This is a genomic window from Halorarius litoreus, from assembly GCF_024362405.1.
Taxonomy (GTDB): Archaea; Halobacteriota; Halobacteria; order Halobacteriales; family Haloarculaceae; genus Halorarius; species Halorarius litoreus.
This window is the reverse complement of the sequence record NZ_CP101454.1, coordinates 3,500,971-3,526,266: the sequence shown is the minus strand read 5'-3', so window position 1 is coordinate 3,526,266 and position 25,296 is coordinate 3,500,971. Positions and strand designations below refer to the sequence as shown.

The following is a 25,296-nucleotide window of genomic DNA, read 5'->3' as shown; positions in this document are numbered from 1 at the left end:
GTCTTCGTCGCTGCAGTTCGGACCGGTGGACGGCATCCGAATAAACCCTGATGAACCAGTCAGAAATTTACACGCCCTTATCACGTGGGCCTTCGTGGAGGAGGTATGGATTCGCACCGCGTGGTGCGCGTCGCCCGCCGACTGGCGGTCGCCGCACTCGTCTTGGTTCTCGTCGTCCCGACCGCGGCACTCGGTGTAGGGGTCTCGGGGGCACCCGACCTCTCGCTGTACGCCACGAACAACGAACTCACGCCCGGTGAGACGACCGCCCTGCAGGTCTCGGTCGTCAACTCCGGCGACGTGGAGTTCGGCTCCCTGCAGAACCCGGCGCTGACCCAGGAGGTCACCACCGCACAGGGAACCACCCTGAAGATGCGGAGCGGCGACGCCCCGGTCGACATCGAGACCGGCACGGTCGCGCTCGGCTCGGTGCCCCGTGGTTCGATCCCCGCGACGTTCCAGGTCTCGGTCGACGAGAACGCGAAGCCCGGCACCTACCGGCTTCCCGTCCGCGTCGAGTACTCGTACACGAGCTCCATCAACGACAACGGCGCGTTCTTCGAGAACCAGGACTTCCTCGAACTCTCCGTGAAGATCGAGATCACCGAGGCGTCGCGTTTCGAGGTCGTCTCGGTCGACACCGACGCCGCGGTCGGTGAGAGCGGGCAGGTCGCGGTCACGCTCCGCAACGACGGCGACGCGACCGCCGAGGACGCTACCGTCTCGCTCGCCTCAACGAGCAGCGACCTCTCGTTCGGCCCCACCGGCACGGCCGAGACGTTCGTCGGCGACTGGGAGGCCGGCGAGACGAAGACCGTCTCCGTGGGTGCGAGCGTCGCTCGCGACGCCACCGTCCGCGCCCTCCCGCTCTCGGCGTCCGTCTCGTGGACCGACGGCGGCCAGCCCGCATCGGACAGCCAGCAGGCGGGTGTCGTCCCGAACCCCGAGAGCACCGTCACGGCCGTCGGCACCTCGGCGACCGCCGCCCCCGGTGACAGCGGCGAGGTGACGGTCGAACTCACCAACAACCGCGACCGGACGCTGCGTGACGCGACCGTGCAACTGGCGTCGAGCAACGGCGCACTCACGTTCGGTGGCGCGCCCACAGCGAGCACGTACGTCGGGACGTGGGAGCCCGGCGAGACGAAGACCGTCTCCGTCGAGGCCGCGTTCCAGCCGGGCGTCGAACAGCGCTCGTACCCGGTCGACGCCACCGTCTCGTACACCGGTCCGGATGGCCGCGACGCGAGCACCCGAACCATCACGCTTGGGGTCGTTCCCGCCGACGAGCAGTCGTTCGACGTGACGGACGTCGAGCCGAACCTCCGGGTCGGTGCGGAAGGCAGCATCGAGGGGACGCTCGTCAACGAGGGACCGGACGACGTCGAGAACGCGGTCCTCGTGCTCCAGCCGACCGGCGAGAACGTCAACGCCGTCGAGACCGAGTACGCGCTCGGCGACCTCGCGCCCGACGCCTCGACCGAGTTCAGCTTCGACCTCGACGTGTCGACGGCGGCCCGTGACGGCCCCCGGCAGTTCAGCTGGGTCGTCGAGTACGCGGGTGACGACGGATCGACGGTGACGAGCGACCCGCTGTACGCCCGCGCCGAAATCCAGCCACAGCGTGACGTGTTCGACGTCGAGGTCACGGATGGCGCGTTCACCGCTGGCTCCAGCGGCCAGTTCACCCTCGAGGTGACGAACGCCGGCGACGAGACGCTCACCGACATCTCGGCGAAGCTGTTCGCCGACTCGCCCGTCTCGGTGAGCGACGACGAGGCGTTCGTCGACTCGCTCGAACCCGGCGAGTCCACGACGCTCCAGTTCGGTGTCTCGGTCGCCGGCTCCGCGACCCCGAAGACGTACCCAGTGTCCGTCGACTTCCAGTACGCGGAACCCGACGGCGACACGAAGCTCTCCGACTCCTACCGGCTGCCCGTCACGGTCGAGCCGAGTGAGGGCGGTGGGCTGCTGTTCGTCAACGGCGGCGGGCTCGCCGGCGCCGGCCTCGGTCTCGGCGTCGCGGCGCTCGCGCTGGTAGCCATCGGCGGCGTCATCAGGTTCCGGTAGATGGACTACCAGCGGCTCATCGACCGGGCCGACTACTACATCGTCGAACGGTCACGGCAGGTAATCCTCGTGTTCCTGCTGCTGACGGTGGTGTTCGGCATCGGGCTCGGGAGCGTGACGACCGACGCCGGGACCGCCGGGTTCTCACAGGATATCCCGGCCGAACGGGCGTTCCAGGAGGTCACCGAGAAGTTCTCTCCGTCGTTCTCGACGGACAGCGGCTCGACACAGCTCATCCAGTCGGGCAACAACGTGCTCGGGAAACCTGCGCTGTTGCGGATGCTCGAAGTCCAACAGCGGGCGGAAGATCGTCCGTCGTTGCGCGTCACCTCGACGTCGAGCGCCGCGACCATCGTCGCGACCACGCTCGACCCCACGGCCCGGACGCCCGAAGCACAGATTCGCGCCGTCGAGGGGGCGACGGACGCCGAGATCGACCAGGCCGTTCGCACGGCAGCCGAGCGGAACCCGCGGTTCGCTGGCCTGCTCTCGCAGGACTTCAACCGCGAGTGTGCCTGCGCGTCAGCGACCATCGGCGTCGTCAGCCACGAGGTGCCCTCGGGCATCTCCTCGGGGTCGGGACAGGGTGGCTCGAGCCCCCTCACCCCCCTTCAGATCCAGATGCAGAATGTCGTCGCCAGCGTCGATGGCGCGGGTGACATCCGCGTGTTCGGCTCCGGCATCATCTCCGCCGAGTTCGGGAACGTCATCGTCGACTCGCTCATCATCGTCATCCCCGCGGCGGTCATCTTCATCCTCATCTTCCTGATCATCTCCTACCGCGACCTCGCGGACCTCCTGCTCGGCGTCATCGCGCTCGCGATGACCATCATCTGGACGTTCGGGTTCATGGGGCTCGCCGGCATCCCGTTCAACCAGATCCTCATCGCGGTGCCACCGCTGTTGTTGGCGGTCGGCATCGACTTCGGCATCCACGCCGTCAATCGCTATCGCGAGGAGACCGAACGGGGACTCGACATCGAGCCCGCGATGACGAAGACGACCGATCAGTTGCTCGTCGCGTTCGGCATCGTCACCGGCACGACCGTCATCGGGTTCGGCTCCAACCTCCTCTCCGACCTCCCGCCGATCCGGGACTTCGGCATCGTCGCGGCCATCGGTATCGTGTTCACCTCGCTGGTGTTCGGGGTGTTCTTGCCGGCCTCGAAGGTCGAACTCGAACGCCTCCGCCGCCGCTACCCGATTCCGACGTTCTCGACGAAGCCGCTCGGCTCGGAGGGCTCGCGACTGGGTGCACTACTCTCCGGTGGCGTGCCGCTCGCCCGCCGGTTCGCCGTGCCGTTCTTGTTGCTCATGCTCGTGGCCTCGGGCGGGATGGCGTTCTACGCGACGGGCGTCGACACGTCGTTCTCGAACGAGGACTTCCTCCCGCCCGAGGACAACCCCGCGTACCTGAACGCGCTCCCCGAGCCGTTCGCCCCCTCCGACTACACCGTGACGGAGGTGACGAACTTCCTCGAAGCGAAGTTCGAGTCGACGCAGGGCGATACAGTCATCGTGTTCGTGGAGGGACCGCTGACTAGGGACTACGCACTGGAGGCGATCTATCGCGCCGGTGAGGACCCCCCCTCGTCGTTCGTCGAGAGCGACGGGCACGCCGAGTCGACGAGCATCGTCACGGTCATCCGTGATTACCAGCAGCAAGACCCCGAGTTCCGCCGGCTCGTCGCCCGCAACGACCGGAACGACAACGGCATTCCAGACGACAACCTCGGCGAGGTGTACGACTACCTGCTCGACTCGCCCGCCCGCGGCCAGGCGCTCCGGTACATGACCGAGGACCGCCGGAGCGCGCAGGTCGTCTACACCGTCGAGGCGAGCGCCTCACAGGCCGAAATCACGACCGACGGCCGCACGGTCGCCGACCGCTTCCGGTTCGAAGCCACAGCGACGGGCTCGGTCGTCGTGTTCAAGGCCATCTCGGACCTCATCCTCCAGTCGGCGCTGCTCTCGCTCGTCGCGGCGCTCGGCGGGACCGCCGTCTTCCTCGTGTTCATCTACTGGGTCATCGAGGGTGAACCCCTGCTGGGGCTGGCGAACCTCTTCCCCATCGTGGTCACGGTCGCGTTCATCGCGGGGTCGATGCGTTACTTCGGCATCTCCTTCAACGCGTTCACGGCGACCATCCTCGCCATCACCATCGGGCTCGGAATCGACTACTCGGTCCACGTCACCCACCGCTTCGCCGACGAGTACCACGAGCGCCCGCTGTACGAGGCGCTCGACCGCACTGTTCGGGGGACGGGGGGCGCCCTCGCCGGGTCGATGCTCACGACGGTGTTCGGCATCGGCACGCTCGTGCTGTCGGTGTTCCCGGCCATCGGACAGTTCGGCACCCTGACGGGCCTGTCGGTCATCTACTCCTTTATCGCCTCGCTGGTCGTCCTCCCGTCGGCGCTGGCGGTCTGGGCGCGGTTCACCGAGGGACGGGGTGGCGACCCGAGTGCGGCCGACCCCGCTACTGGACCACCGGCGGACGGCGAGGCATCGACGGCGGACTGACCACCACGATCCGAGCGCCGATTCGATGGGTTTGTCAGAACGGTTTTTATACGGGAGTCTCTCGTGTAGGTCGAAGCTAAGTGATGACGTCTGTCGATACGAGTGACCGTGACCGCACCCTCTCCGACGTCCACACCACGCTCATCGAGCAGGGTGGCCGGGCGTTTCTCGGCGTCGGGGCACCGATGGCCGGCAAGGTCCAGTTCCTCGAACGCCTCCACTCGCGTGCAGACGCCGCCGCCCGCGACACCCTCCACATCGCCGCAACCCGTGGCTACGCTCGCCTCGACGACAGCGTCACGAGAACCGCCGCTATCATCGACTGTTCGCCAGCCTCCGTCCGGACGCCCCCACGGGGCAAATCCGTCGGCTCACCTGCCGACCTCACCGGCATCGGCATCCCCGCCTCCTCGTTTCTCGAGAACGCGGCCCCGCGCCCGCTCGTCACACTCGACTCTGTCTCGACGTTGCTGGCGTACTCCGGCGAGGCATCCGTGTTCCGGTTTCTGGCTGTTCTCACGGCGCAGTTACGCCGGGTGAACGGTGTCGGCGTCTTCCTCATCGAAGACGGCTGTCACGACCGACAGACCGTCAGCACGTTCCAGCAACTGTTCGACGGCCGCGTCGACATCGAACCCTCGCAGGTCAGGATCCGCGGAATCGACGGCATCTCGCCGGGCGGGGTATCGCGGTAAACCCCTACCAGCCGTCCCCGAACTGGTCGAGCATCGCCATGTCGTGTCCGAGGAGCACGTCGGCGTCGTGTTCGCGTTCGAGCTGGTGAAGCCGGTCGAGCGACGCCCGCCACGCCTGGTTGTCCCAGAGCAGCGACGCGGCCATCGAGTGCCCCTGATAGTTCTCCTGCCAGTAGGCCTCGTCACCGACGACGAGCAGGGTGTCGTCACCACGGTCGAGTTGCGCTCCCAGGAGCCCGGGCGTGTGTCCGGGGAGATGCAGCAGTCGGAAATCCTCGTACAGCTGGTGGTCGCCCGACACCACCTCCCAGTTCAGTTCGCGGTCGAAGTCGGGCGGGAAGTACGCGACGCTCCCGGTGTCGGTCTTCCCCGAGCGGTAGGCGAACTCGATCTCGCGCTCGTGGACGTAGATGGGGGTGTCGGTCCCCGCGAAGTGGTACAGTCCGCCAGCGTGGTCGAGATGCAGGTGGCTCATCACCACCGCGTCGATGTCCTCGATGCCGTATCCCGCCGCGCCGAGGTCGTCGGCGAGGTCGTGGTCAGCGGCGTCGACGTGCGCGAACGCCTCGTAGAGGGGGGCGGGCCAGTAGCCGTCGCCGGCGTCGGGATGCGAACCCGTGTCCCAGAGGACGGTTCCCTCGGGGTGGTCGATGACGAGGTTCCAGACGAGGAACTCCTCGTAGCGGAGGTCGGGGTTCGGATTCGACGCGGTGGCGACCGTCGAGCCGTCGAGCACGAAGTTCACGTCGGCTTCGATGCGACCACGGTCGAACAGGTGAACGTCCACGTCTGCCATACCGCTGATAGGTAGCCGAGGTGAATAACGCTTGGCTAGCCGGCGGTCGTGGCCGTCGCGTTCCCCGTCGGTGGCTCGCGCGTCGCGTTCAGCGCCGCGTCGAGCCACGGCGGCCGGCCGACGTGCGTCTCCCCGACACTACGGATGCGATAGCGGTTCACAGCACGGACGGGCTCTCCACGGTAGGTCCCCTCGGCGCTGAGGCGGATGGACCGAACGAGCCCCTCAGGCGTCACGGCCGCCACGAGTCGGATGGGGGTGGTCCGGTTCGCCCCGATATGCTCGAGGACGGGAACACGGGTGACGTTCCGGGCGACGAGCACGTACTCGACGGTCCCGTTCACCGTCCGCTTGCCGGCGACACGAGGGTCCTGCTCGGCGAGGAAGGCGGCCACACCGCCGCCGGGCTCAGCGATGGTCAGTTCACTTCGTGCCCGTCGTTCGTATCGGACGGTCTCGTTGCGGACGATCCGCTCGAGGACGAGCGTGCCGTTCGCCCACTCGGCGTACTGGTACGTCCTGAACGGCGCCCCGGTACGCCCACGGACGAGCAACTGTCGGTCAGCCGCACGGTCGACAGAACGGGTGAACGTCGTCCGGGCCAGCAGCGTCCCGTTCGCGAACCGGTAAGTCGTCCCGCTCGTCCGGGTGTACGAGCGGTCTGTCAGTGCCGACTTGTGGGCCGCTGCGAGTCGTTCGGCGTCGACGATTCGCTGCGGAGAGACGCCGGGTGCGATGCGGTTCTCGGGGAGCGATTCGGTCGGAACCGGGGCAGGCGTTGCGACGGCGGTGGGGGTCGCCGTATCTTCGGTGACCGGCGTGCCGCTGCAGCCGGCAAGACCGACGAGGAGCGCCACGACGAGGAGGGCACGGCGGGACACGTCGGTGGATGTCGGGCCGGGACACTGAAATTTCCCCCGGCTACCCGAGCGAGATGTCGAGGTACAGCATCACGATGACGCCCGCCATCGTCCCGAGCGTGGCGATCCGCTCGTATCCCCCCGTGTGGGTCTCGGGGACGATCTCGTCGCTGATGACGAACAGCATCGCGCCTGCCGCAAAGCCCATCGCGTACGGGAGCAGCGCCTCGACCGTCGTGACCGCGTATGCGCCGATGAGCGCGAGCGGAATCTCGACGACGCCCGACCGAATCCCGGCGAAGACGGCGTAGGTCCGGCGGTCGAGACCGGCGTTGATGGCCGCGACCGAGACGGCGAGCCCCTCGGGGACGTTCTGGATACCGATGGCGAGCATCAACGGGATGGCCGTCCCGAGGTCGCCGCTCCCGAACCCGACGCCCACCGTGAGCCCCTCCGGCATGTTGTGCAGCGTGATGGCGAGGATGAACAGCACCACGCCAGCGAGCTTCTCGTCGTCGATGGGGAGGTCCTCGCTCGGGTTCGCCGCGTCTGCCCGGCGACTTCCCGACAGCAGGTAGTGTGCGTGGGGAACGAGCAGGTCCGACCGGTCGAGCAACAGCACGCCGAGCGTGACGCCCACGAGCACGGGAACGGGATTGCCGTTCGAGTAGGTCTCGATGCCGGGGATGATGAGGCTCGTGAACGCTGCGGCGAGCATCACCCCCGCGGCGAAGCCGAGGGCCCCATTGAGTGCACGCTCCGAGGGGTCGCGCCAGACGAACACGAGTGACGCGCCGAGGAGGTTGAGCCCTGCGATGAACAGCCCGCCGAGGAGTCCGTTCAGGACCGTGTTGGAACCGAACAGTCCCGCGAACACGTTCGCGACGCCATCCACTACCACTCCGATCCTCCTCCGTCGCGTCGCATCTGTATTCGGCGTTCTGCGCGACGGTGTTTCAACTATCCGGTCTTGTGGGTCAGCAGCGAAAGAAGTGCGCCAGGGTGGTCAGTCGTCGGAGTCGGGCGCGGCGTCCTCGGGGACGTTCCCCTCGACGAGCGAGTGGTCGCTGTACTGCTCGCGCAGGTCCTTCTTCGAGAACTTGCCCGTGGCGGTCTTCGGCACCTCCTCGATGAACTCGATGTCGTCCGGGAGCCACCACTTGGGGTAATCCTCGCGGAGCATGTCGTATATCTCGTCGACCATCGACTCGCGGTCAGCGCCTTCGACGGGGACGACGAACGCCACGGGTCGCTCCTGCCACTTCTCGTGGGGGACACCAATGACGGTCGCCTCGCTCACCCCGTCGTGCGCCATGATGGCGTTCTCCAGCTCGACGCTCGAAATCCACTCACCGCCGGACTTGATGACGTCCTTCGCGCGGTCGACGATCTTCAGGTAGCCGTCGGGGTCGACCGTGACGACGTCGCCCGTCTTCAGCCAGCCGTCCTCGAAGTCCTCCTCGTTGGCGTCGGGCCGCTTGAAGTACTCCTTGGTGACCCACGGCCCACGGACGTACAGTTCGCCGAACTCCTCGCCGTCGTGGGTGATCTGCTCGCCCTCCTCGTTGATGACCTTGAACTCCAGCCCGGGGACCATGATGCCCTGTTTCGCCCGCTTGTCGAGCTGGGTGTCGTAGTCGGCGTCCTCGAGGTCGGCCTTCAGGTGCGAGACGGAGCCGATGGGCGACATCTCGGTCATCCCCCAGGCGTGGAGCACCTCGACGCCGCGGTCGTCGAACCACCGAATCATCGACTGCGGCGCGGCGGAGCCGCCGACGATGACCGTGTCGAGCGTCGAGAGGTCGACGTCGTTGTTCTTGCAGTAGTCCATCAGGCCCAGCCACACCGTCGGGACGCCGGCGGTGACGGTGACGCCCTCGTTCTGGATGAGGTTCGCGATGTCCTCGGGGTCGGGCTGGGGGCCCGGATAGACGTGTTTGGCGCCGGCGGCCGTCGCTGTGAAGGGCATCCCCCAGGCGTTGACGTGGAACATCGGCACGACGGGCATGATGACGTCGTCGTCGGCCATCGGGATGCCCTGCGGGGTAAGCGTCGCCATCGTGTGGCTCCACAGCATCTTGTTCGTGTACTCGACGCCCTTCGGGCGGCCCGTGGTGCCGGAGGTGTAACACATCCCTGCGGGCTGCTCTTCGTCCACCTCGGGCCAGTCGTACTCGGTCGGGTGCCCGTCGATGAACTCCTCGTACGGGGTCGCGTCGAGCGCGTCAGACTCCTCGGCGCCCATGACAACGAAGTCGACGCCTTCGAACTCTTCTGCCCCCTCTGCAGCGCTCGCCAGCTTCGGTGCGAGCGACTGGTCGACGAACACGAGCTGATCGTCGGCGTTGTCGACGATGTACTGGATGTGCTCGTCGGGAAGGAGCGGGTTGATGGTGTGGAGCTGGGCACCGATGGTCGGGATGGCGAAGTACGTCTCGAAGTGCCGGCTGTGGTTCCAACAGAACGTCGCGACCCGGTCACCTTCCTCGATGCCGTACTCGTCGAGGGCGTTCGCGAGCTGGGCGGTCCGGTCGGCGTACTCGCTGTACGTGTACCGCTGCATTCCGTCGTGGTTGCGCGAGACGATTTCCTGGTCCGGATACAGGGTCTCCGCGCGCCACAGGAAGGGTCGAAGCGTCTGACTGTGTCCTCCGGGCATAGCGTCGGGAACTCCGGACCGCCGGCCCTTGATTCTTGCTACGACTTTCCTGTCAACGCCGGCATAGACCGGCTCATACTTTACTGAGCGACAGGTCGTGACACGCTCGCTGCAGGCGGAACTGGACCCACGCCACACCGAGTGGTATCGTCTATCACGTCGGCCAGCAAGCACATATCACCCTCTCCCCTCCCGACCGGTATGAACAGACGCAGGTTCGTCGGCACGACGGCTGCAGTCGGGCTCGCGTCGCTGGCCGGCTGTTTCGGACAGGCCAGCGCGTCGGTCGATCCACCGACCGTCTCGGAGGAGCGACTGTCGGCGGGCGGCTGGGAGCGAATCGACGCGGAGACGTTCACCGAGTCGTTCGCCGGGACGACCGCGAGCGGGCACACGCTGCAGTTCGAGGACGCCAAACTCCGGGAGGCGATTACGGAGCAGACGCTCGGAGCGGTCGGCCGAGAGCTGAGCGTGTTCTTCGCGACGCGCATCGAGTTCTCCCCACCGCTGGACAACCTGCCGCTCGGCGTGGGCCGAGACAGCGTCCTCTCGGAGACCGAGTCGTACGCTCGCGAGGACTTCCGAAGCCGGCTGGAGGAGCGTGGGCTGATCGACATCGAAGTGGTCGAGGAGACGACACTGACTGTCGACTCGGGCGCGGAGGCCGATCTCGTGGAGTACTGTGCGACGCTCCCGCTGGACGACTTCAGCTTCGACGTGGCGGGCGGCGAGACGGTCACGCTCCCCGCCGAACCGCTCGACGTCACCGGGCTGCTCGCCGTCTGGTACGACGACGGCCCGGAGTCGACGCTCGTGGCGGGTAGTGTGTTCGCCCGCGAGAACTACGCTGACACCGTCGAGGTCGAACTGAGCTCGGCCATCGACGCGACCATCGACATCGACCTCGGGCTGGCGCCGGACATGTACCGCGCGGAGACGCTCGGGCTGGTTCAGTCCGTCCGGTAGGCGACGGCGACTCCCTCTCCGAGTGGGAGCAGCGCCGTCTGGAACGCCGGGTCGTCACGCATCGTCACCAGCAGGTCGGCGACACCTCGCGTGTCGGCATCCATCTCGTACGCTCGCCCCTCGACGCCAGCGAGGATTCCATCGAAGTCCAGCGGTCCTGCGGTGATGGCGTTGTCCGCGACCACGACGCCGCCAGGTGCGACCTTCTCACGGACGGCCTCGAACGCCTCCGGGTAGCGATGCTTCTCGTTGTCGATGAGTACCACGTCGAACGGGCCGTCGTACCGTTCGACGGTTTCGATCGCGTCGCCGAGTTCGAACCGGCAGCGGTCCGCGTAGCCGCCACGGTCGAGGAACTCGCGTGCCTCGTCGAGTTCGTCCGCGTCGACCTCGGTCACGACGAGTTCGCCGTCTGCGGGCACCGCGGGCGCGAACCAGTACGCCGAGTAGCCGAACCCCGAGCCGAACTCGAAGACGCGCTCGGCGTCGACCATGCGCGCGAGCAGTCGGAGCCAGCCGCCGACCTCGGGGCCGACCGTCGGGAACCCCTCGGCGTCGGCCTTCGCGTCCATCTCGTCGATAACCGCGTCGGTCTCGGTGAGCCCACGCGCGAGCCGGGCGACCTTCTCGTGGGGGATGTCGTGCATACTCCCAGGTCACTCGCCATCGGCAAAAGTGGACAGGCGTGTGAGATGTGGGGCGAACAGGTGGTCCTCCGCGTGCGTGAACGGGTGGACCACACTACTCCCAAGTTCCGTTCACGTGACTCCCTACGTCACGGGGTCGGTGGTCGCGTTTCGGTACTTGAACCTTCGGCGTACTGGCCGGTGAGTGGTGTGTGGCAGACGTCACATCCGACAGCGGGTCACAGAATAACGCGAGGGAGGTCGAAAACCGAGAGGCGCTAGACGACGCCGAGGTCGCGGAAGAACTTCACCTGACTGTACATCCGGCAGCCGACACAGATGTCGAGGGCGGCAGCGACGAACGCCAGCAGGCCGACCATCGCGGCGACGAGGATCGCGCCGAGGCCGAAGCCAGCGAGCCACAGCAGGCTCGCGATGGCGGTGAAGCCCGCGCCCATCAGCTTCGCGAAGCGGTGTGGGGAGGCCGGTTCCTTCTCTTCGGGTGCGCCCACGAGGGGTATCATCACGTGCTTCCAGAGGAGGCCGTAGACGTCTACGCGCCAGTTCGTGAGGACGCTCGTCACGAGTATGGCGGCGACCGCGAACAGCGGTGCCGGATTCCTCGTCGCCACGAACGCGACCATCCCGAGGGCCGTGATGCTCTGCCCGAACCGAGGTGCCCGTGGGTCGACCATCGCTATCGAGGGGGTCGACCCTGACGTGTCGGTCGTTCCGACCGATTCCGTTGCCATACCACGTGGAAGGGACCACCTCCCTTTTCGCCTGCCCGTTTCGGCAGGTGTCGCACACACCTGCGACAGATTGTCGTAGGTACGAGCAACAAGCGCCGGGACTACCGTCCAGTTGCTCACGGGGTGTGTGGCGAACCCGTCAGTGGTTGCCGGGTGTCCCTGCGGCGACCACCTCAGTCGTCGCCGAGGATGCCGCGCTCGGTCATCTTCCGGGGGTCGAGCACCTCGTCGGCCTCGTCCTCGGTGAGGTAGCCCTCGTCGATGACGACTTCGCGGACGGTCTTGTCCTCCGCGAGCGCCTGCTTCGCCACCTTCGAGGCCTTGTCGTAGCCGATGGTGGGGTTGAGCGCCGTGGCGAGCGCCATCGACTGTTCGACCTGCCGCTCGCAGGTCTCGCGGTCGGCCTCCAGCTTCGCGACGAACCGCTCGGCGAACACCTCGCTGGCGTTCGTGAGCAGGTGGGCGGACTCGAGGAAGTTGTGTGCGAGGACGGGCTTGTAGAGGTTGAGGTCGATCTGGCCTTCGGCCGCGCCGGCGGCGACCGCCGCGTCGTTGCCGACGACCTGCTTATGGACCTGGTTGACGGCCTCCGCGACGACCGGGTTGATCTTCCCGGGCATGATTGAGGAGCCGGGCTGGTTCTCGGGCTGGTCGATTTCGCCGAGACCGTTACGCGGGCCGGACGCGAGGAGTCGGAGGTCGTTGGCGATCTTGTTCAGGCTCCCGGCGACGGTGCGGAGCGCGCCGTGCGCCTCGCCCATCGCGTCGTGGGCCGCCTGCGCCTCGAAGTGGTTGTCGGCCTCGCGGAAGCCGAGGCCCGTCTCCTGTGAGATGTACTCGGCCGCCTTCGCCGGGAACTCGGGGTGGGTGTTGAGCCCGGTGCCGACCGCGGTCCCACCGAGTGCCAGTTCCGAGAGGTGGGCGCGGGTGGATGCCACGCGCTTGATACCCTTCTCGACCTGCGCGCGGTAGCCACCGAACTCCTGGCCCAGTCGGACGGGCGTCGCGTCCTGGAGGTGCGTCCGGCCCGTCTTCACGACGTCGTCGAACTCCTCCTCCTTATCGGCGAGCGCCTCGGCGAGCGTCTCGAGGGCCGGAATCACGTCCTTCTCGACGGCCTCGAGCGAGGCGACGTGCATCGCGGTCGGGATGACGTCGTTCGACGACTGGCCGTAGTTGACGTGGTCGTTCGGGTGGACGACGCGGTCGCCGATCTCCTTCCCGAGAATCTCGGCGGCGCGGTTCGCGATGACCTCGTTGGCGTTCATGTTCGACGAGGTGCCCGAGCCGGTCTGGAACACGTCGACGGGGAAGTGGTCGTCGTGCTCGCCGGCGATGACCTCGTCGGCGGCCTGCACGATGGCGTCGGCCTGTTCGTCGTCGAGGAGTCCGAGGTCGTTGTTCGCCTGGGCGGCGGCCTTCTTCACGACGCCAAGCGCGCGAACGAACCGTCGCGAGAAGGTGATACCGGAGATGGGGAAGTTCTGGATGGCCCGCTGGGTCTGTGCGCCCCAGTAGGCGTCGGCGGGAACCTGCATCTCTCCGAGGCTGTCCTGCTCCGTGCGGTAGTCGCCGTCGTCGCTCATACTCGGAGGCTGGATGGGTCCGAGGTAAAAGCCACCGAAACGTGCAGAGGCGGCCGGAGCCCTCGTCCGTCTCGGTTTTCCGAGTTCTCAAAATTTACTCGAACACGAGTAGTAAATACTTAGGATGCCTGGCACTCTCGTACGAGTATGAGTGACACGCCGTTGCACAACAGGGACGTCGAACAGGACGTCCGGGAGCTCGGCGCGCTGCTCGGTGACGTGGTCGCCGAGCAGTCGACCGACGAGGCGTTCGAAACCGTCGAGAGCGTTCGGCAGGCAGCCATCGAGGACCGACGCGGGGGTGCACGGGGGACGCTCGACGCCGAACTCGCGGACATCTCGACCGAGCTCGAGGGGGCGGTGGCCCGAGCGTTCACCACCTACTTCGAACTCGTCAACCTCGCCGAAGAGCGCGAGCGCGTCCGGTCGGTCCGGGAGGGCAAGCAGGCCGGCACGATCGCTGACAGCATCGCCGCAGCCGTCGAGTCACTGGTCGAGGCGGACGCCGACGCCGCCCAGGTCGAAGCCGTCCTCAACGACGTGCTCATCGAGCCCACGTTCACCGCGCACCCGACCGAGGCCCGTCGGAAGACCGTGAAGGCGAAACTCCGGTCCGTGGCGGACCACATCGAGACGCTCGACGAGCGCCGGCTCACCGACGACGAGACCGCGCAGGTCGAACGCCGGCTCGAATCCGAGGTGACGAGCCTCTGGCAGACGCCACAGCTCCGCGATCGCCGCCCCGAGGTGACCGACGAGGCGCTCAACGTCCAGTGGTACCTCGAGAACACGCTGTTCGATGTCGTGGGTGCCGTCTACGACGAACTCGAGGCCGAACTCGGCGAGGCGTACGGCGATGTCGACGTCCCCAAACTGTTCGAGTTCCGGTCGTGGGCCGGCAGCGACCGCGACGGCAACCCCCACGTCACCCCCGAGATAACGGCGGAGACGCTCGACCGCCAACGGTCGGTCGTTCTTTCGAAGTACCGCCAGGCGCTGAAGCGCCTCTCGGGTGTGCTGAGCCAGGACGCCACTCGCGTCGATGTGGGTGAGGAAGTGGACGAGCGCCTGCGTGTCCACGGCGAGGCGCTGCCCGCAGTCGCCGACGAGGCCGAACAGCGCTACCCGAACGAACCCTACCGGCAACTGCTGAAGCTGATGCGCGAACGGGTCGCGCGCGTCGACAGCGTCCGGCCGGGCGGTTACGGCGATCACACGGCGCTGCTCGCGGACCTCGATGCTATCGCGGCGGACCTCCGCGAGAACCGGGCCGGGGCAGTCGCGGACGCACACGTCGACCCCATCCGCCGACAGGTATCGACGTTCGGCTTCTCGCTGGCCAGCCTCGATCTCCGCGACCACCAACAGAACCACACGCAGGCGGTCACCGAGGCGCTCGACCGTGAGGGAATCGACTACGAATCCCTCGACGAAGCCGAGCGCGTCGACCTGCTGACCGAGGCCGTCCTCGACGACGAGCCGGTCATCGACATCGCGGCTCACGAGGGGCTCTCCGAGACGGCGACGAAGGTACTCGACCTGTTCGACTCGACCGCCGAGTGGCAACGCGAGTACGGTGTCGACGCCATCGACACCTACTGCATCTCGATGTGCGAGGAGCCGTCGCACGTCCTGGAGGTGCTGTTCCTCGCCGACCAGGCCGACGTGGCTGACCTCCCCGGCTACTGTGGGCTCGACGTCGTGCCCCTCCTCGAAACCGAGTACGCCCTCTCGGGGGCTCGCCGCATCATGGGGACGCTGTTCGAGAACGAGGCGTACGCGGCGGCGGTCGAAGCTCGGAACGGGACCCAGGAGATCATGCTGGGCTACTCGGACTCGAACAAGGAGAACGGCTATCTCGCGGCGCAGTGGTCGCTCTACCGCAACCAGAAGCGACTCGCGACCATCTGTGACGACTTCGGCGTCGACCTCCGACTGTTCCACGGTCGTGGTGGCTCTATCTCCCGGGGTGGGGGACCGATGAACGACGCACTGCTCGCGCTCCCCGCGGAGACCGTGACCGGGCAGGTCAAGTTCACCGAGCAGGGGGAGGCCATCGCGGAGAAGTACGCCAACCCCCGCATCGCCGAGCGGAACCTCGAACAGATGCTCAACGCGCAGCTTCGTGCGCGCTACCGGGCGATGACGACGGCGGACACGACCATCCCTGACGACTGGCGGGCGGCGATGGAGACGGCCGCACCCGCCGCCCGGACCGCTTACCGAGACCTCCTCGAAACCGACGGGTTCGTCGCCTACTTCGAGCAGGCGACGCCCATCACGGTCATCGAGGACCTCAACCTCGGCTCCCGACCGGCCTCCCGTAGCGGCGAGCGGTCCGTCGAGGACCTCCGGGCGATTCCGTGGGTGTTCTCGTGGACCCAGGCACGGTGTATCATCCCCGGCTGGTACTCGCTGGCCTCGGGACTCGACGCCTACCTCGACGAGGGAGGTGACCTCGCCACCCTGCGCGAGATGTACGCCGAGTGGCCGTTCTTCCGCACGATGCTCGACAACGCGGCGCTGTCGCTCGCCCGCACCGATCTCGACATCGCCGCCGGCTACGCGGACCTCGCGGAACCCGACCTCCGCGAGCGCATCTTCCCGCGACTCACCGAGGAGTACGAACGAGCCCGCGACCTCGTGCTCTCGATCACGGAGTCCGACCGCCTCCTGCGCCGCGACTGGCTGGAGGAGAACCTCGAACGCCGGAACCCGTACGTCGACCCGCTCAACCACCTGCAGATGAAACTGCTCGACCGGGCGAACCTGAGCGACGACGAGGTCCGGACGCTCCGGCTCACGGTGAAGGGCATCGCCGCCGGGATGAAGAATACGGGATAAGTTTTTACTACAAGATGAGTAAATCTTGAAGATTTAAATAGGGTGGGCGAGTATTGCCGGTTATGAGTCTCGAAACCGTACTCGTCGCCGTTGGAGAGGGGGACGAAGACCGCATCGCGCCGCTCGCACGAACCGCCATCGACATCGCCGGCCCCGCCGGGGCGACCGTGAAACTCGCGCACGTGTTCACGAAGGACTCGTACGACGACCTCCGGCGGAAACTGGAGTTCGACAAGGACGCCGAGGTGACGCCGGACGTAGTCGCGAAACGCCACGTCACCATCCGCGAGCTCGGTGACGCGCTCTCGGATGCCGACGTCGACTTCACGTGGCACGGGAAGATCGGAGACGAGGACGGCAAAGGGAAGGCCATCGTCGAACTCGCGGAGGAACTGGAGGCCGACCTCGTGCTCGTCGGCGGCCGCAAGCGCTCGCCGACCGGGAAGGCGGTCTTCGGCTCGACGGCACAGGAGGTCATGCTCAACGCGCCGTGTCCGGTCACGTTCGTCCGGGCGGAGTAGGGTGGCCGAGCGGAGCGAGCCCACCAACAACAAGCAGTCGAACGGCGAGCGGAGCGAGCCGTGAGACGCGATGGACCGAACTCGCCGACCCGCTGGCGTCGCGCGTTCGTCGATTAGGGATTCTCTGTCGGCTATCCCGCTACTCTACCAGCGCGGCTTCTAACAGCTCCATCGGGTGGCGAATCTCGTAGCCGGTGCCGTGTTCCATCTGCATCGCACAGGTGGGACACTCGGTCATGCCCGTATCGCCGGACGCCGCCTCCATGTGGTCGAACATCTCCTCGCCGATGGCCATCGAGAGGTCGTACTTCTCCGTCTTCCAGCCGTACGTTCCCGAGATTCCGGAACAGGAGTCGCCCACGTCCTCGATGTCGACGCCGTCGAGGTCGCCGAACACCTCGACGGCCTGCCGGTCGAGCCCCTGATTGCGGGCGTGACACGGCGCGTGGTACGCGAGGTCGTCGAACTCCACCTCGCTCTCGCGAACGTCCGCGCGGACGTCCTCGTGGATGCGGAGGTACTCGAGTGCCTCGTAGGTGTGTGCTGCGAGGTCCTCGGTCCCCTCGAAGTCGAACAGTTCGGGGTACTCCTGGCGGAGCGCCATCGAACACGAGGTACAGGAGGCGATGACGTCGTAGCCCGCGTCGATGAGGTCCGCGAACGTCTCGACGTTGTGTTCGGCTGCGCGGCTCGCGTCGTCGAGCATCCCGTTGGCGAACATCGGCGTCCCGGAACACCGCTGCTCGGGGACGACGATCTCGTAGCCGTAGGACTCGAACACGCGGACGAGGGCCTTCCCGACCTCCGGGGTGTTGTAGTTCGCGTAGTCGCCGTGGAAGTAGGCGATGCGCTTCTCCTCGCTTTCGACCTGTGCACCCCCTCTGGAGGACCACCACTCGCGGAACGTCTCGGTCGCGAACTCGGGGAACTGCCGCTCGCTCGTGATGCCGAGCAGTTTCTCGTTGGCCCACGAGGCGACCCGCGACCCCATCACGAAGTTCGTGACCCGCGGAACCATCGAGCCGAACCGGGCGAGCGTCCCGTAGTTCGCGAGGATGCGGTTGCGCCAGTAGTCCCGCGACAGTTTACTGACGTGCTCGTCGACGTACTCGGCCCGGGCAGTGTTGTGCATCTGCGAGAGCGGCACGTCCGAGGGGCACGCCGTGTCACAGCGCATGCAGTTCGAGCACTTCGAGACGGAGGGGTCGATGTCGACGTCGTCCTGTCGTTTGAGCCGCCACTGTTCCGGCCCCTGGAACTTCGGGCCGGGGAACGAGTCGTCCACCTCGGCGACCGGACACGACACGTCACACGACGAGCACTTGTAGCAGTCGTCGGCGCCGGGCCGCAGGTCCGACTGGCCTCCAGCCAGTACGTTCGCGCGCTCTACGTCCAGGTCGTCGAGTCGCCGTGCGAAATCGTCGGGGTCTGTCGGCTTGCTCATGTCGCGTCCTCCCCGGCCAGTCGGCCGGCCGTGTGTCCAGTCGCCAGCGATACGCCGCTGCCCGATTTCTCCGCGGGGAAGTCCGCGCCCCCGACGACCGCCCCTGCGGCCCGGAGGTTCGCGTACTCGGGGTCGCCACTCGCATCCAGGGGTCGCGCGTCGGAGTCGATACGGACGCCGAACCGCGCGAACGGGTGGTCGCCGTACGCGCCGTCGGCGAACCAGTCGTAGCGGTCGCCAGGGTGAGAGACGTGGCAGTCGAACACCGGCTCGCGGACCTGCTCGCGGTCTGCTTCGATACCCTTGCCGACCAGGCCACCCGTCGCGAGCACGTACTGGTCGGCCGTGTACGGGACGCGACTGTGGACACGTTCGACTGTCACGTTCTCGACGCGGCCGTCGTCGGTCGACACGTCGACTACCGGGTTGCCCGTCTCGACGGCCACGCCGGCGTCGTCGAGTGCGTCGTAGAGCCGGCGCTGGAGCCGCGCGCCCAGCAGCGACGGCGGTCCCATCGGCACCTCGAAGGTGTCGACGCCGAGTTCGGCCTCGAGCAGGAGCCGAACTTCGGCGGCGTGTTCGTCGCCCAGTACGGCGGGAAAGCCGACGCGCTCGGCATCGCCGAGGTGCAGTTTCACGCGCTCGGCCAGCGCCGTCCGCGCACCGAGCATCCCACCGTCGACGTGCACGTCGTCGTCCGCGTCGAGCAGGTGCGCGTAGCGCGTCACCTTCGCGTCGGCGCGGAGGTCGCCGGGGAATTGGACCGTGACGCCACGAACGTCGAACGGGACGTCAGCTCGCGTCAGATGTGCGGCGGCGAACGGTGCGGAGAAGTCCGACAGCGCCTCGAAGCCGACCAGCAACGTCTCGGCGGCCGAACTCACGAGGCCGGCCGTCACCGACTCGGGGTACCGGGCGGTCGGTTTCACGCTCCCGGTGTGCGTGGGGACGAGCGCGTTCGCGTCGGTGTGGCGCCCCTCGTACCCCTCCACGTGGTCGTCGAACAGGTCGAGGCCCGCGCGGAGTGCCTCCGCGCCGACGAGTCGGTACGGGTGCGTCTCCGGGAGGCGGTCGATGGCCGCGAACGGCACCGTGACGAACGCACCGTCCACGACGCCGAGCGCGTCGATGAGTCCGGACGCCTGCCGGAGTGACGTTTCCTTCGCCGAGACGAGGCGGACGCTCGCCCCCGACTCGCGGGCGGCGAGCGCGGCGGTCACCCCCGCGAGTCCCCCGCCGACGACGAGGACGTCGTCTTCAATCGCCACCGGAGTCACCTCCACCGTCGGTGAGGGGTTGCTCGCCGGTGTCGAACGCACTCCAGTCGACGTCTCTCCCAGCGGGGTCTGCGTCGCGGTTCATCGTCGTCGCGTGCAGGGTGTACTTCAGCGCGGCCTGCGAGAGCTGTTCGCCCCACAGCGCGTGGCGCTCGCCCTTCCACCGCTCCTGAATCAGCTCCGAGAGCGCCGCGTCGGTCGTCGGCTCGTCGTACTCGGGGTGGAGTTCGGTGGCGACGCGGTGACTGCAGAAGCCGCCCTGACAGTTCCCCATCGACGCGCGGGTCCGCAGGCGAACGGCGTTGAGGTCCGTCCCCGACTGGTCGATGGCGTCCTGCACCTCGGCGCGGGTGACGGCCTCGCACTCGCAGAGCACGGGGTTCGGGTCACACCGTGCAAGTACCTCGTCCGAGCGCGAGCCGAGTCGCTGGGTCGAGCGACGGGCAACGGGCGAGCGCAGCCCGAACCGCTCCATCGCAGCCTGCAAATCGCCCGGGTGTTCGCTCCCGGGCAGGGGTTCGTCGGCGGTCCGGCACTCGGCGTCGATTCCCAATCGCGAACAGACGTGGTCGCTGATGGACTCGGCCATCATCCGATACGTGGTGAGCTTTCCGCCGACGATACTCGTCAGGCCGGGGAGCGAATCGCGTTCGTCGTGGTCCAGCAGGAAGAAGTCGCGGGTGATGTCCGTCGGGTCCTCGCTCCCAACCTCGGGGGGTTCGTAGAGGGGGCGAACGCCCCAGAACGACCGGACGGTTCGGGCGTCCGCGAGGACAGGGACGAGCTCCGAGAGCGTGTCGATCATCATGTCGACCTCCCACCGCTCCTCGGGGTAGTCCTCGGGGTCGGACACCTCCTCGTCGGTGGTACCGAGGATACAGGCCGTCTCGTGGGGAACGATGATGTCCGCGTCGCCTTTGGGCCGACAGCGGTTGACCACCGTGTCGACCTGCCGGGTGTTCATCACGGTCATCACGCCCTTCGAGGGGCGGACCTCGATGTCGACGCCCGCCATCTCGCCCAGCTGTCCGGCCCACGCCCCCGTCGCGTTGACGACGTGGTCGGCCTCGATGCGCTCGGTCTCGCCGGGCGTCCGGTGGGTTCGCTTCCCGGGGCCGGAGTCGTGTTCGACGTCGACGCCGACGACCTCACCATCCTCGATGAGCACGTCCGTCACCTCGGCGTGCGTCTCGATGCGCGCGCCGTGCCGTTCCGCGTCGACGGCGTTCGCCACGCAGAGCCGGAAGGGGTCGATGGCCGCGTCGGGCACCTGGATGGCCTTCTCGATGTCGTCGGCCAAAAGCGGCTCGAGCTCGCGTGCCTCCTCGGCGGTGAGGACCGCCGCGGGGATGTCGCAGTCGAGACAGCCCTGGAGCTTCTCCTGAAAGTACTCCTCGCTGTCCTCGGGCCGCTTCACGAACAGCCCGCCCGTCTCCTCGACGCAGTGGGCCGCGATGTCTCTGAGAACGTAGTTCTCCTCGATACACTCGCGTGCGGACTTCTGGTCGGAGACGGCGTACCGTCCTCCGGAGTGGAGCAAGCCGTGCATCCGGCCGGTCGTGCCGTGCGTGAGGTTGCCCTTCTCGACGAGCACGACCTCGACGCCGCGCATCGCGAGGTCGCGAGCGATGCCCGTGCCGGTCGAGCCGCCACCAACGACCACGGCCCTGGGTGTCGATGCCATTCGGTCGTCCCGAACTGCGGCGCGCTCCCACTTGGATGTATCGTCGCCCGACGACCAGCAGTAACGATTTGTGGTGGCCTGTCTCGACCCGTCTCGATACAAACTGCCGAATCTGGTGGCTCTGTGGGACAATTCGGTCACACGTCACCCAAGAGTTAACTGACTGTCCGTAGATGTGCCGAGCGAGACTAGACCACCAGTAAAGAATTCGTGGTCGGTCAGGTGACTTTCGATGACAGGGGACAGCTACGTCGGCGCGATAGACCAGGGGACGACCGGGACGCGGTTCATGGTGTTCGACCACGGCGGGCAGGTCGTCGCGAACGCCTACGAGACCCACGAACAGCACTATCCGGAACCGGGCTGGGTCGAACACGACCCGATGGAGATCTGGGAGAACACGAAGGCCGTCGTGACCCGCGCGCTCTCCGAGGCCGGCATCGACGCCGACCAGCTTGCGGCGCTCGGCATCACCAACCAGCGCGAGACGACCGTACTGTGGGACGCTGCGACGGGCGAGCCCGTCCACAACGCGCTCGTCTGGCAGGACCGCCGGACGACCGACCGCATCGAGCAGCTGGAGGCCGAGGAGAAAGCCGACTGGATCCGCGAGACGACTGGCCTGGAGCCCGACGCCTACTTCTCGGCGACGAAGATCGAGTGGCTCCTGGAGAACACGGACCCCATCAAGCTCCAGCGGACCCGCCCCGAGGACATCCGGGACCGCGCTGAAGCCGGCGAACTCATGGTCGGGACCATCGACGCGTGGCTCACCTACAAGCTCACCGGCGCGCACGTCACCGACGTCACGAACGCCTCGCGGACGATGCTGTTCGACATCCACGCCCTCGAGTGGGACGACGACCTGCTCGAGGAGTTCGGCGTCCCCGAGACGCTGCTCCCCGAGGTCCGCCCCTCCAGCGACGACGACCACTACGGCACCACCGACGCCGACGGCTTCCTCGGCGCCGAGGTCCCGGTCGCCGGCGCACTCGGCGACCAGCAGGCCGCCCTCTTCGGCCAGACCTGCTTCGACGAGGGCGACGGGAAGAACACCTACGGGACGGGGTCGTTCTTCCTGATGAACACCGGCACCGACGCCGTCGAGAGCGAGCACGGCCTGCTCACGACCGTCGGCTTCCAGCGGTCGGGCGAGCCGGTGCAGTACGCGCTCGAAGGCTCCATCTTCGTCACCGGCGCCGCGATCGAGTGGCTCCAGGACGTCTCGCTTATCGACGACCCCGCCGAGACCGAGGAACTCGCCCGTTCGGTCGACTCCACCGATGGCGTCTACGTCGTCCCGGCGTTCACCGGCCTCGGCGCCCCCCACTGGGACGGCCGCGCCCGCGGTACCATCGTCGGGATGACCCGCGGAACCGGCCGTGAACACATCGTCCGCGCGACCCTCGAAGCCATCGCCTACCAGACGCGCGACGTGGCCGAGGCGATGGAGGCGGACTCCGGCATCGAGATGCGCTCGCTGCGCGTCGACGGCGGTGCGGTCAAGAACAACTTCCTCTGTCAGCTGCAGGCCGACGTCATCGGGACGGACATCGTCCGCCCGAAGGTCGACGAGACGACGGCCCTCGGCGCGGCGTACGCGGCCGGGCTCGCGGTCGACTACTGGGCGGGGCTCGACGAGCTCCGAGCGAACTGGCAGGTCGACCGGGAGTTCGTCCCCGAGATGGACCCTGCTGCCGCCGACGCCCGGTACGACCGCTGGCACGAGGCGGTCGAGCGCTCGCTCGACTGGGCACGGGAGTAGATGGACCTCGCAGACCGGATACGTCGCCGACAGCGGACGGCCGACGAGACGCCGGTCGTCATCGACTACGACGCCATCAGCCCCGTCACCCACCTCGACGAGCCGGTGGGTCGCGGACCGCTGCTCGAACGCCTGCTCGACCATCTCGACCCGGCGTTCGCCGGTCGACTCCCCCCGAACGGCTACCTACACGGGCCCGGCGGCGCAGGCAAATCGGCCGTCGTCACGGCGCTGTTCGACCACCTCGCCCGGCTCGTCGGTCCGACGAGCCCTGCCATCCTCACCACCACCCGTGCGCAACCGCGGTCGGCCCCCGTCTTCGTCTACGTGGACGCCCGCCACGCCACGAGCCAGTTCGCGCTCGTGCGGGCCGTTCTCGACGGCGTCGTGGAGGAACCGGTCCCCAACGATGGGGTCGGCACCGACCGCCTCCGGCAACGCCTCGACGACGCGCTCTCCAGTCCATCGAGCCGGGCGGTCGTCGCCGTCGACCACGTCGGTGAATCCGGGACGCCGTCGCTTGAACGCGTCTCCGAGGCCCTCGACTTCGAGGCGCTCGCCTGGCTCGCAATCGGCCGGACCGCTCCCGAATCCCTCGGCGTGCTCCCGCCCGAACGATTCGCCGTCGGTCGCTACGAGCGGTCGGCACTGCTCGACGTCCTGACCGAACGCGCGTCGGCAGGCATCGCCCGCGACGCACTCGACCGCGAACAGCTCCGGCGTACCGTCCGGTGGGCTGAGGGTGACGCCCACGACGGCCTCGCGGCGCTGTTCGGTGCAGCCGACCAGGCTGCCGTCGCCGGCCACGGGCGCATCCACGACCGCGCCCTCGACGCGGGGATGGAGGCCGTGCCGCGACCGTCGGTCCCGCTCGGTCGCGTGATGGCACTTCCGCGACGCCGACAGGCTGTGCTCCGTGCGCTGGTCGACCTCGACGGCGTCGAGAGCATCGCCGACGCGAGCGACGCCATCGCCCGCGAGGTCGACCTGTCGGCGAGCACCGTCAAGCGGTTCTGTTACGAACTCGCGGAGGTCGGTGTCGTCGAGCGCGTCCCCGGCGAGTCGCGTGGCGGGGCGGGCCGTCCACCGAGCCGCCTGGAACCGCGATTCCCGACGCGCGTGTTTCGGCGGCTGTACGACAGTGAACCGTGAGTTCAGCGCAGGAGGCTACCGCCGCATTCGCGAGCGGTCGCCGGTCCCTCCAGCGGTGGGCCCGCCGGAGCCGCTCATCGTCGCATTCGCGAGCGGTCGCCGGTCCCACCGGTCATCGCGCTCGCGAGCGCGCCCCTGACGACCACGTCGTCGCCCATCGTCGTCAACTGGACGTCTGGGACGTTCGCCATCACCATGTCGGGGAGCTTCGCCCGGATGGGGTCGAGGACCTGGTCGGTGTTGTGGAGCGCGACGGCGCCGCCGACGTAGATGACGAGCGGTGCGTACGCGTGCACGAGGTTCGCGACGCCCATCGCGTTCCAGTGCGCGAGCTGGCCGACGACGTGGGCCGCGAACTCGTCGTGGTCGGCGTACTCGAACACGTCGGCGGCGGAGAAGTCGGAGTCGTCGAGCGGGAGGGCGGTGTCGACCGGGTCGTCGTCGTGGAGATACTCGGCGTACCGAGGGATGTTGTTCCCCGAGCAGTACGCCTCCCAGTGGCCGTCCTTGCCACAGCCACAGCGCATGATGCCCTCGGGGTCGAGCGTCATGTGGCCCACTTCGCCGGCGTTGCCGTCCCACCCCGAGAGGACGTTGCCGTCGACACAGACGCCGGCACCGATCCCTGAGGAGATGGTGAGATACGCCATGTCGTCGGGGTTGCGGTCGCTGTGGAACCGCTCGCCGATGACGCCCGCGTTGGTGTCGTTGTGGAGGTACACCTGCTCGGAGTCGACGAGGTTCTCGATGGGGCCGGTGAGCGGAATCGAGTCGATGGCGTCGGGGAGGTTCGCGGGGTTCTCGACCGCACCCACCGCGAGGTCGAGCGGCCCGATGGAGGCGATACCGACCGCGCGGATGTCGGCGGGGTCCGCGTGCGCGTCCTCGCAGGCCGTTCGCAGGGCGGTCAACACCGCCTCGGTCACTGCGATGCCGGTCGGCCCGGTGGGCGTTCCCCGGCGGTCGTTGCCGACGATGGTGCCGTCGTTGTCGGCGACGACCGCCCGGATGTTCGTGGCCCCGAGGTCCACACCGGCGTACATACCAGGGGCACGGACCGGCCACCACTTAACAGC

At 67.7% G+C, this 25,296-nt stretch carries 19 protein-coding genes; 8 read left to right on the top strand and 11 right to left on the bottom strand.

Translation table 11 applies throughout. From position 1 onward, the window contains the following. Positions 1–105 precede the first annotated feature (105 nt). From NL126_RS18590 to NL126_RS18580, 3 genes are all read left to right on the top strand, one after another. Positions 106–2,070 carry a COG1361 S-layer family protein gene (locus NL126_RS18590; protein WP_255196380.1) on the top strand — a complete coding sequence of 655 codons (1,965 nt, stop codon included), beginning with the start codon at positions 106–108 and terminating at the stop codon, positions 2,068–2,070. Beyond that, positions 2,071–4,593 carry an efflux RND transporter permease subunit gene (locus tag NL126_RS18585; protein WP_255196379.1) on the top strand — a complete coding sequence of 841 codons (2,523 nt, stop codon included), beginning with the start codon at positions 2,071–2,073 and terminating at the stop codon, positions 4,591–4,593. 83 nt (positions 4,594–4,676) lie between these two features. Next, on the top strand, positions 4,677–5,288 hold the full coding sequence (locus tag NL126_RS18580) for a DUF7504 family protein (RefSeq protein ID WP_255196378.1): 612 nt from the start codon (positions 4,677–4,679) through the stop codon (positions 5,286–5,288). A gap of 4 nt (positions 5,289–5,292) precedes the next feature. Here the strand turns inward: NL126_RS18580 and NL126_RS18575 are convergent, their stop codons facing one another. The 4 genes from NL126_RS18575 to NL126_RS18560 all read right to left on the bottom strand — a co-directional run bounded on the left by NL126_RS18575 (position 5,293) and on the right by NL126_RS18560 (position 9,603). After that, positions 5,293–6,084, bottom strand: coding sequence for an N-acyl homoserine lactonase family protein (locus NL126_RS18575; RefSeq protein WP_255196377.1), 792 nt, complete (start codon positions 6,082–6,084; stop codon positions 5,293–5,295). A 35-nt stretch (positions 6,085–6,119) separates the two neighbouring features. Beyond that, complete coding sequence (locus tag NL126_RS18570; RefSeq protein WP_255196376.1) at positions 6,120–6,965, bottom strand: DUF7537 family lipoprotein; 846 nt, start codon at positions 6,963–6,965, stop codon at positions 6,120–6,122. Positions 6,966–7,005: 40 nt separating this feature from the next. Next, complete coding sequence (locus NL126_RS18565) at positions 7,006–7,839, bottom strand: ZIP family metal transporter (RefSeq protein WP_255198869.1); 834 nt, start codon at positions 7,837–7,839, stop codon at positions 7,006–7,008. Positions 7,840–7,950: 111 nt separating this feature from the next. Next, on the bottom strand, positions 7,951–9,603 hold the full coding sequence (locus NL126_RS18560; protein WP_255196375.1) for a long-chain fatty acid--CoA ligase: 1,653 nt from the start codon (positions 9,601–9,603) through the stop codon (positions 7,951–7,953). A 201-nt stretch (positions 9,604–9,804) separates the two neighbouring features. On the opposite strand from NL126_RS18560, the gene NL126_RS18555 reads away from it, so the two are divergent. Next, a complete protein-coding gene (locus NL126_RS18555) occupies positions 9,805–10,569 on the top strand; it encodes a DUF6517 family protein (protein ID WP_255196374.1) in 765 nt (254 codons plus the stop codon). On the opposite strand, the gene NL126_RS18550 is transcribed toward NL126_RS18555, so the two are convergent. The 3 genes from NL126_RS18550 to NL126_RS18540 all read right to left on the bottom strand — a co-directional run bounded on the left by NL126_RS18550 (position 10,554) and on the right by NL126_RS18540 (position 13,533). Beyond that, positions 10,554–11,216 (bottom strand): O-methyltransferase, encoded by a 663-nt coding sequence (locus NL126_RS18550; protein ID WP_255196373.1) that lies wholly within the window; start codon positions 11,214–11,216, stop codon positions 10,554–10,556. The two genes, NL126_RS18555 and NL126_RS18550, sit on opposite strands and share 16 nt — an antisense overlap. A gap of 257 nt (positions 11,217–11,473) precedes the next feature. Continuing rightward, on the bottom strand, positions 11,474–11,947 hold the full coding sequence (locus NL126_RS18545; protein WP_255196372.1) for a DUF4395 domain-containing protein: 474 nt from the start codon (positions 11,945–11,947) through the stop codon (positions 11,474–11,476). Positions 11,948–12,120: 173 nt separating this feature from the next. Next, complete coding sequence (locus NL126_RS18540) at positions 12,121–13,533, bottom strand: class II fumarate hydratase (RefSeq protein ID WP_255196371.1); 1,413 nt, start codon at positions 13,531–13,533, stop codon at positions 12,121–12,123. A gap of 147 nt (positions 13,534–13,680) precedes the next feature. On the opposite strand from NL126_RS18540, the gene ppc reads away from it, so the two are divergent. Together ppc and NL126_RS18530 are read left to right on the top strand one after the other, a co-directional pair. Beyond that, complete coding sequence (ppc, locus tag NL126_RS18535) at positions 13,681–16,377, top strand: phosphoenolpyruvate carboxylase (RefSeq protein ID WP_255196370.1); 2,697 nt, start codon at positions 13,681–13,683, stop codon at positions 16,375–16,377. A 62-nt stretch (positions 16,378–16,439) separates the two neighbouring features. Beyond that, entirely contained in the window at positions 16,440–16,898 is a 459-nt protein-coding gene (locus tag NL126_RS18530) for a universal stress protein (RefSeq protein WP_255196369.1), read from the top strand. A gap of 139 nt (positions 16,899–17,037) precedes the next feature. Here the strand turns inward: NL126_RS18530 and NL126_RS18525 are convergent, their stop codons facing one another. The 3 genes from NL126_RS18525 to glpA are packed head-to-tail and all read right to left on the bottom strand — an operon-like array spanning position 17,038 to position 21,303. Next, the gene (locus tag NL126_RS18525) at positions 17,038–18,342 is read right to left on the bottom strand and encodes an anaerobic glycerol-3-phosphate dehydrogenase subunit C (RefSeq protein WP_255196368.1); all 1,305 of its coding nucleotides are present in this window, start codon (positions 18,340–18,342) and stop codon (positions 17,038–17,040) included. Then, entirely contained in the window at positions 18,339–19,610 is a 1,272-nt protein-coding gene (glpB, locus tag NL126_RS18520) for a glycerol-3-phosphate dehydrogenase subunit GlpB (RefSeq protein WP_255196367.1), read from the bottom strand. The genes NL126_RS18525 and glpB overlap by 4 nt, the downstream gene beginning before the upstream one ends. Further along, entirely contained in the window at positions 19,600–21,303 is a 1,704-nt protein-coding gene (gene glpA / locus NL126_RS18515; protein WP_255196366.1) for an anaerobic glycerol-3-phosphate dehydrogenase subunit GlpA, read from the bottom strand. The genes glpB and glpA overlap by 11 nt, the downstream gene beginning before the upstream one ends. 232 nt (positions 21,304–21,535) lie before the next feature. Between glpA and glpK the strand changes: the two genes are divergently transcribed. Next, complete coding sequence (glpK, locus tag NL126_RS18510; RefSeq protein WP_255196365.1) at positions 21,536–23,068, top strand: glycerol kinase GlpK; 1,533 nt, start codon at positions 21,536–21,538, stop codon at positions 23,066–23,068. Continuing rightward, entirely contained in the window at positions 23,069–24,220 is a 1,152-nt protein-coding gene (locus NL126_RS18505) for a Cdc6/Cdc18 family protein (RefSeq protein ID WP_255196364.1), read from the top strand. Positions 24,221–24,294: 74 nt separating this feature from the next. On the opposite strand, the gene NL126_RS18500 is transcribed toward NL126_RS18505, so the two are convergent. Beyond that, positions 24,295–25,263 (bottom strand): ROK family protein, encoded by a 969-nt coding sequence (locus NL126_RS18500; RefSeq protein WP_255196363.1) that lies wholly within the window; start codon positions 25,261–25,263, stop codon positions 24,295–24,297. Positions 25,264–25,296 lie beyond the last annotated feature (33 nt).